This window comes from Sulfitobacter sp. HI0027 (assembly GCF_001634775.1).
GTDB lineage: Bacteria > Pseudomonadota > Alphaproteobacteria > Rhodobacterales > Rhodobacteraceae > Sulfitobacter.
In genome coordinates this window covers 1-10,208 of record NZ_LWER01000439.1, presented here as the reverse complement: position 1 = coordinate 10,208, position 10,208 = coordinate 1, and the positions used below count along the sequence as shown (strand labels likewise).

The 10,208-nt window shown below is 56.7% G+C and carries 16 protein-coding genes and 2 pseudogenes; 2 read left to right on the top strand and 16 right to left on the bottom strand.

Translation table 11 applies throughout. The annotated features are described in order from the left end of the window. Positions 1–85: 85 nt before the first annotated feature. Positions 86–943, top strand: coding sequence for an alpha/beta hydrolase (locus A3722_RS20350; protein ID WP_067916399.1), 858 nt, complete (start codon positions 86–88; stop codon positions 941–943). 103 nt (positions 944–1,046) lie between these two features. Here A3722_RS20350 and A3722_RS23680 read toward each other — a convergent pair. Then, positions 1,047–1,641: pseudogene (locus A3722_RS23680) on the bottom strand (transposase); the annotation flags it as partial. A 48-nt stretch (positions 1,642–1,689) separates the two neighbouring features. Further along, positions 1,690–2,049, bottom strand: coding sequence for a transporter substrate-binding domain-containing protein (locus A3722_RS24995; protein ID WP_236627483.1), 360 nt, complete (start codon positions 2,047–2,049; stop codon positions 1,690–1,692). Positions 2,050–2,134: 85 nt separating this feature from the next. Between A3722_RS24995 and A3722_RS20335 the strand changes: the two are divergent. Then, a pseudogene (locus tag A3722_RS20335) lies at positions 2,135–2,410 on the top strand (IS630 family transposase); the annotation flags it as partial. Positions 2,411–3,295: 885 nt separating this feature from the next. Here A3722_RS20335 and A3722_RS25215 read toward each other — a convergent pair. The 14 genes from A3722_RS25215 to A3722_RS20275 form a co-directional block, all read right to left on the bottom strand. Further along, positions 3,296–3,520 (bottom strand): potassium transporter TrkG, encoded by a 225-nt coding sequence (locus A3722_RS25215; RefSeq protein WP_330220240.1) that lies wholly within the window; start codon positions 3,518–3,520, stop codon positions 3,296–3,298. 17 nt (positions 3,521–3,537) lie between these two features. Further along, positions 3,538–4,167 (bottom strand): potassium transporter TrkG, encoded by a 630-nt coding sequence (locus A3722_RS25210; protein ID WP_330220241.1) that lies wholly within the window; start codon positions 4,165–4,167, stop codon positions 3,538–3,540. 23 nt (positions 4,168–4,190) lie between these two features. Further along, positions 4,191–4,793 (bottom strand): potassium transporter TrkG, encoded by a 603-nt coding sequence (locus A3722_RS25205; protein ID WP_236627482.1) that lies wholly within the window; start codon positions 4,791–4,793, stop codon positions 4,191–4,193. A gap of 178 nt (positions 4,794–4,971) precedes the next feature. Beyond that, on the bottom strand, positions 4,972–5,346 hold the full coding sequence (locus A3722_RS20320) for a hypothetical protein (protein WP_067625602.1): 375 nt from the start codon (positions 5,344–5,346) through the stop codon (positions 4,972–4,974). A gap of 425 nt (positions 5,347–5,771) precedes the next feature. Further along, positions 5,772–6,170, bottom strand: a complete 399-nt coding sequence (locus tag A3722_RS20315; protein WP_067625605.1) for a hypothetical protein — start codon at positions 6,168–6,170, stop codon at positions 5,772–5,774. 111 nt (positions 6,171–6,281) lie between these two features. Further along, the gene (locus tag A3722_RS24435) at positions 6,282–6,428 is read right to left on the bottom strand and encodes a hypothetical protein (protein WP_161487379.1); all 147 of its coding nucleotides are present in this window, start codon (positions 6,426–6,428) and stop codon (positions 6,282–6,284) included. A gap of 379 nt (positions 6,429–6,807) precedes the next feature. Further along, a complete protein-coding gene (locus tag A3722_RS20310) occupies positions 6,808–7,005 on the bottom strand; it encodes a hypothetical protein (protein WP_067625608.1) in 198 nt (65 codons plus the stop codon). Positions 7,006–7,116: 111 nt separating this feature from the next. Continuing rightward, a complete protein-coding gene (locus A3722_RS23675) occupies positions 7,117–7,623 on the bottom strand; it encodes an N-acetylmuramoyl-L-alanine amidase (protein WP_161487380.1) in 507 nt (168 codons plus the stop codon). A 63-nt stretch (positions 7,624–7,686) separates the two neighbouring features. Then, complete coding sequence (locus tag A3722_RS20300; protein WP_067625618.1) at positions 7,687–7,992, bottom strand: hypothetical protein; 306 nt, start codon at positions 7,990–7,992, stop codon at positions 7,687–7,689. Between the two features lie 463 nt (positions 7,993–8,455). Continuing rightward, complete coding sequence (locus A3722_RS20290) at positions 8,456–8,806, bottom strand: DUF1353 domain-containing protein (protein WP_067625622.1); 351 nt, start codon at positions 8,804–8,806, stop codon at positions 8,456–8,458. Between the two features lie 28 nt (positions 8,807–8,834). After that, entirely contained in the window at positions 8,835–9,197 is a 363-nt protein-coding gene (locus A3722_RS20285) for a DUF7936 family protein (protein ID WP_067625624.1), read from the bottom strand. Beyond that, the gene (locus tag A3722_RS20280; protein WP_150120049.1) at positions 9,190–9,504 is read right to left on the bottom strand and encodes a hypothetical protein; all 315 of its coding nucleotides are present in this window, start codon (positions 9,502–9,504) and stop codon (positions 9,190–9,192) included. The genes A3722_RS20285 and A3722_RS20280 overlap by 8 nt, the downstream gene beginning before the upstream one ends. Further along, positions 9,501–9,749 carry a tail fiber domain-containing protein gene (locus tag A3722_RS25380; protein ID WP_082849558.1) on the bottom strand — a complete coding sequence of 83 codons (249 nt, stop codon included), beginning with the start codon at positions 9,747–9,749 and terminating at the stop codon, positions 9,501–9,503. Before A3722_RS25380 ends, A3722_RS20280 begins: the two co-directional genes overlap by 4 nt. Before the next feature lie 11 nt (positions 9,750–9,760). Next, on the bottom strand, positions 9,761–10,208 hold a 448-nt coding region (locus tag A3722_RS20275), incomplete at its 5' end, for an IS4 family transposase (RefSeq protein ID WP_150120569.1).

The window sequence follows — 10,208 nt, the reverse complement described above, 5'->3', positions numbered from 1 at the left end:
CCCGAGAACGTGGCACCATGCNCGNNNNGNCGCGGCGGAGCGCCCGCCGATCCTGTTCGTGCATGGTGCCACGTTCTCGGGAAGGATGTTCGATATCGACGCCAGTGGTGTTAGCTGGCTCCGGGCCGCCGCTGCGGCGGGCTTTGCGGCCTATGCGCTAGACTTGCGCGGCTATGGCCGCTCGGGGGATGCCAATTGGCGCGCCCGGGCATTCGCAAACGGCGCGGGCCCGACCTGCACCGGGCCAGAAGCCATCGAAGATATCGGCGCCGCGGTGGACTTCATCACTTATCGGCACGGACGGCCCACCGCATTGGTCGGCTGGTCTTGGGGCAGCACGACCAGTGCGCGCTACGTCGCTGGGGCTGGGCGAGACAAGGTCGCGTCGCTCGTGCTCTATGCCCCCATCTTTGCCGAACGCAACGAGGCGTGGTTGGCCGAGCTTGCCGATCCCGATACACCCGGGCAGCGCCGCCCGCTAGGTTCCCACAGACGGATCACCGCTGAAGATATGCGCCGCCGCTGGAACGCACAGCTTCCCCCCGGCGGCGACGATTGGCGCGATGAAACAGTGCTGCAAGAGCTGGCCCGCGTCAGCCTCCAGGACGATTCCACCGCCCGGACCGTAACGCCACCGGGCTTTTGCGTGCCCAACGGCACGCTGGTTGATCTGTGGAAGTGTTTCAGCGGTCGGCCGATCTATGATCCCGACAAGATCGACTGCCCTACGCTGCTGGTCCGCGCTACACAGGATCCCACGTCGACCCGCAGCGACATGCTCGCGCTTTTCGATCGGTTAGGCACGGCCGAGAAACAGTATCTCGAAATCGGCAACGGCACCCATTTCATCAACGCCGAGCGGCGCGCGCCCTCGCTCTTCTCGGCGGTGCATGCGTTCCTGCATCGGCACGGAAGCACCACAAAATCAACAGGAGAGTCTTGATGGAGATTAATACCATCGCCGTCATCGGCGCCGGAACCATGGGCGGTGGCATCACAATTCCCTGACTCGCGGCGGTGCTCCGGGTCACAACGATCGACACCGGCCATAAGGCACTGGCAGCATTGGAGGCGCGAGTGGCGCTATTTCGTCCGTCCCGGCGCACGCCTATGGCCGCCAGCACCGAAATGTTCGTGGCCTTTTTATCGATGCGTGTCTTGATCACCGTGCCGTCAAGGATCAGCCGAACGATGTCTTCATCGGCCAGGTTGCGCGTGACCCAAACGTCCCAGTCGACCTTCACCTTGCGTCAGGCCCGGCTGACCACATCCTTGCTCACCGCCCCTTCAAACAGCCCATACAGCGCCCGTTTCACGCGCCGCGTGTTGGTCCCGGCCAGATAGACCGAAGCAATCAGGGCCTCAGCCTTCTTGGTCAGCCGCTGATAGCGCGGCAGCGCCTTCGAGCGCCATTCAGTGATCTTGCCGGTCTCATCGAATGGCGCGGGCGCGTGGCACGCTCACCGTCTCCGCGCCGAAGGTGCCGACAAGCTGATGCTCGCGATGACCGTGTCGGTAGCCCATAGGTTTATTGGTGCCCCGATCATAACGGCAGCGCCCAAGAAACGCGTCCAGCTCCTCTTCGAAGACCGCTTCATTGGCCAGTAGCGAAAGCGCGGCAATATCGGTATTGTTCTTCATGGCGTGATCTCCCTGGCGGTTGCTGCCGCCGGTTGGGTGGGTTCAAGTTCACCCGGAGATTACGCCACCTTCAAATTTCCACCACCTTCGCGACACGACCGGGGCTTCATTGGTGAATTCAGTGATGTCAGACCCTTTTGGCACGACATTCGTCATCGCGGCGAGGTAGTAAGGGTCGGTGAAATCCACCTGCTTCTTACGCTCTTCTGTGATGAACATCGACGCGATGATGAAGTCGTATTCGTTCGCCAGCAGCCCCGGAATGATCCCATCCCAATCCTGCGCAACGACTTCGCATTCCTCGCCGATCCGCTTGCAAAGTTCCTGACCGATCTCGACATCGAAACCGGCGATCTTGCCGTCCGCTTCGATGTAGTTGAACGGAGGGTAGGCGCCTTCCGTGCCCAAGCGCAAAGTCTCGGCAAAGGCGCCGGTAGAAAGGCTGGCGGCAACGGCTAGCGTCGAAAGCGCCGTGGCCAGTTTGAGTTTTTTGTGGCTCGAAAAGCACCCGCGCTTCAAGCTGCACTTCACGCCCACCAGCGCGTCTTGGCTGAGCCTGGTGGAGCGCTTCTTTGCCGAGATCACATCAAGGCGCATCCGGCGCGGCAGCTATTCCAGCGTCAATGATCTTGAGGCCGCGATCTACGACTATCTGGCCCACCACAACGAGAAGCCAAAGCCCTTCAAATGGACCAAAACCGCAGAGGATATCCTCACCCGGGAACGCCGCGCGCTGGACAAACTCGATGAAACTCGCGGAAACAGGTAGGAAGTGTCAGACTCAGAGCACTAGCTCGATTGCGCCCGAAAGCGCTTTTGATGTGCTGGGTTAGCCGCCAACGTCACCCCCGATCGATTACATCGTCATCGGAGCCCTCTTCGGAAACTTGACGACATACGGCCAGCCAGTACCGCACCGGCATGTAGCGCGCTTCTCAAACTCATGGTCTGTTATGCCCGTCGGCACATCATCCGGCTTGAGCGTGATGCCGTGACCGCAGGCCCAGCACGTCACCTCGATGTGCGTAGTACGCGCCTGAAACAGTTGATCGTCCACGCTTTAAGCCCATTCCCATAAACTCGCCGCGCAACCCATATAGCATCCCCCAGAACGCAAGAAGCCCGCTCCTGCTCTGACAAAGACGCGCCGCTTCAGCGCAAAAGATTGCCTTTCGCGGTATCTTGGCACAATCTACCTAGAGAACTCCGATTCTAGGTCCGGTTTTCTTAGAAGGTCCGCGTCCCCGTCCCGACTGGCGCGGGCCTTCGCTCGCCGGGTGATGGCAGTTAAGTCATGCCACCATCAACGACAATCATCTCTCTCAGTCTTAGTAGAGCAACGTATGCAACACGCCGTTCAGAACCACGGCGAAAATTGCAACGCAGAAAGTTTCTGTAGCTGTCGTCATCTTCCGTCACCTTTGACATGCGGACGAGCGAGACATACGCCAATTGCATCTCGAAGTCGCTGAATAATTTGAAATCCTACTTTTCTAGCGTTTAATTTCCAAACCTCCGGAAGGCCACAATTTACGAAGTTTGGTACCACATCAACTGCTGGATTAGTCGATGATCTGAAGCTAGCCAGCCAGATGGAGCGAAGGTGACAGGGTGATCCGGACGCGCCTACGAATTTGTTTTTCGGAGCTTGAAATCACGTACGCCAGAAAGCAGGGAGGAATAATACATAGACAGATAGCACTTCGAGCCGTCCTATGATCATTCCCAATATCATCAGCCATTTGGCTACGCTGGGGAAAGCATCCATAGCTCCAGTTGGTCCTACCGGCCCGCCCCATGCGGGCCCCACGTTAGCAATTGATGTCCATGAGGCTGTCAAAGCGGTCAAAAATGGCAAACCAGAGAGAGAAAGCAGCACGCTAAGAACGCCGAAGCTTAGAAAAATAGGACAAAGAACGCGGCCACCGAACTAATCACATCACTGTCTAGCGGTTTCCCCTGAAGCTTCGCATTGAAAACTATGTGTGGGTATCTGATCCGCCTAACTTGGGCCTTAATCGCTTGAAGCACCACAAGCCAGCGAAACACTTTAATCGAGCACCCAGTCGACGCTGTACAGCCTCCGATCAGGCCAACGATGATTATTACCGCAAAGGGAAACGAGCCCCAAGCGAACACATCTGCGCTCCCGTACCCCGTCCCCGAGAACAAGGTCACCACATTAAATGTTGTTTCGCGCAACACAGTAAAGAAATCGGCGTCGCTGTTTACTAGTCGGTAGAGGACGATGACAGCGACCGAGTAAAGCAGCCAACGGACGTAGGCTTGAGCCTGAACATCTCGAAAGAGAGGCTGGGGATTTCCTGAGATAAGTTGCACATACCGGATGAAGGGCAAGCTTGCGAGCACCATAAATATGGCCGAAACATACTCCAGAGGGCCAGAGAATAAGAAAAAAGACGAGTCTGACGTCGAAAAGCCTCCAGTGGACATCGTCGTGAGCGAATGCACGATGGCTTCAAACCATGTCATCCCGAACGCCCTGTAAGCTAGGAAGCAGGCGATTGTCAGGGCGAGATAAGCTTCAACTAAGCCACGACATCCAGCGCTCTTGGCAGAACTTTCCCGAGTGTGTCGAACCCCTCCACTCGGAAAAACTGCATTCCTCCGACCCTCATGACGGGCAGAAAAATCAGGGCGACGATAACGATACCGAGTCCCCCCAACCATTGCAGAATACCGCGCCAGAGCAAAACGCCCATTGGCATATGATCAAGATCGACGAAAACAGTTGATCCTGTTGTGGTGACGCCAGAGACAGCTTCAAAATAAGCATCCAGAAGTGACACTTCCGGCTCACCAAAAACGAATGGGATTGCTCCCGCTAGTGGGAGGATAACCCAAAGTGCAGTGGTCAAAACAAAAGCTTGTCGGATGTCGAGACCTTGCGGCTGGCGGCTTCTCGAGGCGAGATAAACTGCCCCACCGAGCATTGCTGTCAGCGCAGCAGACATACCAAACACCAAACCGCTTTGACCGCCGTACATCGCATCAAGTATCGCCGAAGGCAGCATCAGAGCGCCCATTGGAATCAGGAGAAGCCCGATGATCTCCGCAACAGGACGAAAATCAAATCCATGAGATGCTGTTGGATTAAGGAGATTCTTTTGTGATCTCTGCCATTGGTCCACAAGCGCTCTCCAGCAATCAAGCGATAGCCCGCCTCAAGCTGACACTGGTATGATCCGATGAGAAAACCTTGTCGACCCAAAATTTGCCGATACCTCGCAACGGCAGACCGACCACCTCTAAAAGAAACCCAACCCCTGACGAATGAAGCCCAAAAAACACTGATTTACGAACCAAGAGCTAGCGCAGAGTCGCATCAAACTTGAGGGTGATCGGGCCTTGAGAGGTGCTTACTGGAGCAACGATCTTCGCGTTCGAAATGCCGGAACCCGAAAATTCGATGGATCGGTCCAGTTTATCATCCCGAGATTGGTCGATCCGATACCCGTTCTCGCGAAGCGCTTCTTCCCACTCCAGCAGAAGTTCATCGACATCTTCTGTGGTGGTAACCGAGAACATGCGGACACTTGATCCTATGGCGCGCACAGACAGGAATTCTGCGTCATCTGGCATGCGGAGGATGGTCGGCACCCATTCTTGCGTCCATTCAGGCGGGCTGTCTTGCGCTTCGAGAACCGCAGAAACAGAGAGGGTAATGATCGTTGCAACGATCATTACACGCGTCACGACCCCCCTCACGATCTTGGCACCTATGGCACTCAGGAAAGTGGCGAAAGGGGCGGGCCAAGGGAGAGGGAGCGGTGCTGCATACATCATCGGGCGGAATGTATGATTTGGCGCGCCGCGGTCAAGCTTTAACTCCGCGAGCTGCTGAAAAGATCATTTGCTTGCTCGCGCCGAAAGTTAGCGTTCAAAGGGCGGCGCTTTCTAAACAGAGGCGATCATTCGTCGGCGAACTTACGCTCACAAGTTTGCATGCTCGGGCGGGCATTCTACGTCAATGATCAGATTGGAGAAGCAAATGCATACTCTGACCATCTACTTGTCGGGCGCAGCTGTGCTCTTAGCTATATTGCTTGCGACCGCCTGAGCTGAAGCCGCCAGTAAATTGTACTGAGGTACTTAACGGGCCCTACGGCTCACGTTCGTAGTTTGTTTTGAAATCGACCAACTGCGGCGGCCAAATCCCTTGTCGATCCACCCGGATCGACAACGATGGTTCCAGCGATCACCAATAGAAGAGCTTCGCGATTGGCCAGCTCCGTCAGGAACCAATTCGCGTCACTTTTTGACAACCCCAAACATTCTGGCGCCGCCACCACAACTTTATCGCCCGGACCTAGCGCCAGCAGCAGTTGCTCTCTCTGGATGAGGTGCTTTCTCGGGCGCGTAGTTCGCCCCTCAAACTGGTCCCACCAAACCTGTTCGACTACCCCATGTAGCGAAATATCTTGTCGCTGCCGCTTCGCGGGCGGCCTACCTTTGGCGGAAAGAATATATCCCCATGTAGTGCCAGACTTCGGGTGCTCTGGAGCCATTCGAGGCCTCCTTTCCCTTGCTCGTTCTTAGAAATGGGAGGCCATGGCCATATTGTACAACTGGCTCCGCTAGCCTAACGCCGCTGCGCGAGAACCGCTTCCTTGCCCAATTTAGTAAGCGCCAAAGAAATGCTCAAGAGCGACCCATAGAGCAAAACCCCATAGGAACATCATAGACGGCACCACGCCCCAAATCAGAAACCGGCGATGCCTGACCTTCTCGCACTCTTCTTCGATGTCATCTTCATTTCGGCGCATGGCGTCCTCCGTGCCGCCGCACCTAGCATGAAATGCAGATTGGGCAAAATTTTTCGCACGGCGGCTGTTTTTCGCCCCAAAGCTATTCACGGTCGGGGAGAGTTGCTTTCGGTATTTCCGTAAAACATACTTCTTGGAGGATGCCGATTCTCTGTTTCGGTTTTCTGAGAAAGCTCGCGTTCCCTCGAACTCCTACGCGCGGGCTTTCTCTTTTTTGGGTTCAACCTTGGCTCCGAGCTATCGACCCTATTCCTTGCAGCCGGCCTTCAGGCCACTGAGAAGTCGTTCACCGGTATCCTTGGACCGTGGCCCACCATCGGCCAGCAACGCCCCCGCATGGGCCTTACGCAGACTCACCGTCCCGCTGCAGATCGCCGCGCTATCGGGCAAGGGCACGCAGCCGGCGGTCGATGTCGCCAGCATCACGGCTATCAGTCGTCGCATTGCCAATCCTTTCCAATGTGTCTGAGTGTCGGATTTGTTCGCGCAGGTCCTCACGCGCCTCCTTGCCGCCCAGCCAGTAGAGCCAAGCCCCGGCAGCGCAGATGATCGCGACGACCACGACAACGCGGGTCATGTGGCCCACCCGCGCCGCTTAGCCAGTGTGTAGCCGCCCTCGACGGCCACCCCGACAATCAGACCGATGAGCGCAACCAGATCGGGGTCTGCGGCGATCTGCGCCCCCATGTCAGGCGACAGAAGCCCATAGGTAACAAGCGCGGCAGACAGGTATCTCAGGATGATGCGAGAAATTGGGCCAATCATTTGAAGATCCTCTTGATAAGTTGCGAGAAGAGCGCCCAGATGCTTGGCGCGGGTGTTTGGGGGCTGGTGTTTTCGGTACGAGCCACACCGTCCGGATCAGCTTGATCATGGCGGCAATCTGCGCGGGTGTGCGGCTGTCGAAGCCGACGTTGGGCGCAGCCGCGCGAACCCCGCCTTCGAAGCAAATACCGATGCTGGAAGCGTTGTTGCCCTTCGCATGAGCGCCCTGCTCGAAGCGGCCGGGCTGGCCGAGGTCGCGCCCCGTCTCAACGGTCCCGTCTTTGCGAATGAAATAGTGGTAGCCGATCTCATTGAACCCCCGCGTGCGGTGCATCCGGTCGATGTCGGCGGCGGTGAAGTCTTTCTCGATGGGCGTGGCGCTGTAGTGGATGACAATATGGGTCACCCGGCCATCTGGCAGGTAGGACATAGGCATTCTCCAATGCAAAAAAGCCCGCTCGAAAGCAGGCCGGTTTCAGTGATTTTAGGTGAATTAAGGACGGTTGTTTTCGATCCGCTCTAGGCGGCTGTCGATCTTGCTCATGAAGGTCAGGATCGAGGTGAACCGTTCATCGTCACGCGCCTTGGATTGCTCGAGCGACCGAACACGTATCTCGATCTGGCGGCGATCGTGCGCCGCTCTGTCGCCAATCCGCGAAACTTCATCGAGCTTAGAGGTGACGCTCGCCATCTGGATCCCCGTGAAGAGACCTGCGGTAATCAGTCCGACGGCCATGGTCCATGCCAGCGATTTATTGAGGGTGACCCCCCGGTCTGAGTTTTCGATACGTTGCGTCATGCACGGTTCCCCTGCTCGATCGTATTTCGGGTTTGATGGACGAGATTTTGGCGGACCAAGCCAATGAGAAGAGGCCGCGCAATTGGTTTTCGGTAGCCGAACGAAGAAATCGCTTGTCGAGCCAACAAGTTAACTCGGCAAGTTATCGCACCACACGGCTCGAAGCTTTCGCTCTACTGGAAAATGAATTCCTGGTCCGGTATATTCCTCTAGGGGAAAGTCAGATGCCAAAAGTAGAATCACATATCTTCAGTAATTTGCGGCGCAAGAAAGCCCAATGGCCTTGGGGGTTCATTGCCGTGGTAGCTGTCCTATGGCTGCTCGCCTTTGCGGTCATTTTCAAACTCATCGGCTATGAGTGCCTATACAATTGCTGAGAGCCGAGCTGCATCAGCTTGGCCAGCTCGACTATGCGCCCTGCCAAACTGTGTGGAAATTCGTCCGCCGTCATAGGGTCGCGCCTCTACTGGTACTTGAAGAACATGACAGCGAGGGTCATCACCGCCCGCCGCCACTTGGAAACCCCATCGGCTTTCAGGGCTTGGTGAAATTGTGCGCCTGCGGTTAAACGATCCCAGCCAAGCGCGAGAAAGTAATCATGCAGGGCTGCCGCTTTGAGATACCGGGGGTCGTGCGGACCAAAGAGCCAGCGCAGGCCGCGAGGGATCGACACGTCGAACACCGTCCCGACCGGCACCGCATACGCAGCGCCCGTGGCCAGGCTACCGACGCGCCATATGAGCGGCTTTGTTGAGCGGTACAGGATGCCGCCGAATCGGCTCGCACCAGTCGGCAGCATCGTGTATGCGCTCACTTTTCGAGGCCTTTAGCTTCTTGAGATGTCACAGGATAGAGACTACGCCTGTTTCAGGCTCGGCCAGCTTATCAGCCAGCGCATCTGTCACCGCTGTGACATGGGTATCGATAAAGCCGGGGTCGATTGCTTCGGCCCAGCCGATCACGGTCAAGCGGCGTTCTTCGGTTGCCATGGCTTGCAGGTCTGCAAGGTCAATGTAGCTGGCCGCATCGGTTGGGGCTGGAACATTTTTCGACCCGTAGATCGTGACCGCTTCTTCGGATGCCGGATCAGTTGCCGTAACGCGCCAATGGATATTGGTGATCACGTTCTCGAAGGTGGTGGTTCCCACGGTCATTGACGCTTGAGTGTCGGCGGTCAAGTTCCATGTGATAACAGGTTCAGTCATTTTCTTCATCCTTTGTGGAGTTGACCAGCATATTTACGAAGGCTTCACGCCCCACGTTAAGCTGGTCGAGGTTGAATTGTGCTGCACGGATCTTCTGATCCAGATCGGTGATGTGATTGACTATCGCCTGTTGCTGCTCGGTCATATCTTCCAGCAGGTGCGTATTGCCGTTGATCGTGATCGGGGTTTTCTTTGGTGCGTCTGTCATGGGTTGGCTTTCTACTGTGATGGGTGCGTTGGGGAAGGATGTAGACATGGGGCACACGCGGCCCCCGCTTGCGTCAAGCGCGTCCTGAAATTCGCTCATACTGCCCTCGCTTCGAGTGCTTCGATACGCGCCAACGCCTCTTGCAGTGCAGCGGTCAGCAACGGCACCAGCTTGGCCGCGTCCATCGCCTGCATTTCCTCGCCATCCTTCTCGCCTGTCACGGCCTCCGGCACGACTTCTTGCACCTCATGGGCAATGAAGCCATCAACGGTCTTTTCAGGATCAACGAGGAAGTTGAAGCGGGAAGGCTTGAGCGACTTGAGGCGATCCGTTGCACCGTCGATAGGGCTTGCAGTTACCCATAAGTCTCTTGTGGCTGTGCCTCTGCGATACGAACGCCTTCGGCAAGATCAGCGAGGCGGGATAGGCCGCGCCATATGACCGTCGTCCCTGGTGGCGCATCCGATGTGCGATCAAGGTAGCCTCCGAGCCTCGCGACGGCCCTGATATAGAAGTTCAAATCGCGTAGTACATTACGTTTGCGTTCTGGCGTTGCGCGTTCAAGCAAGCTGCGCTCGGTGTTGGTGAAGACGGCATCAGGCGATGCTTTCGGTGCCTCCCGGCTGAGCATTGTCAGCCATGATACGCGCCAGGCAACAACGCAGCACAGCGCGATGCAGTTTGCCAGCCGATCAGCTGTGGCTAAGCGAAGTTCCTCGATCCGGCACCCAGTCTTCAGGGTTCGAAAGAAGGTCTCGATCTTCCAGCGCAACGCGTACCAATCGAGCTTGTGGACGGCGTCG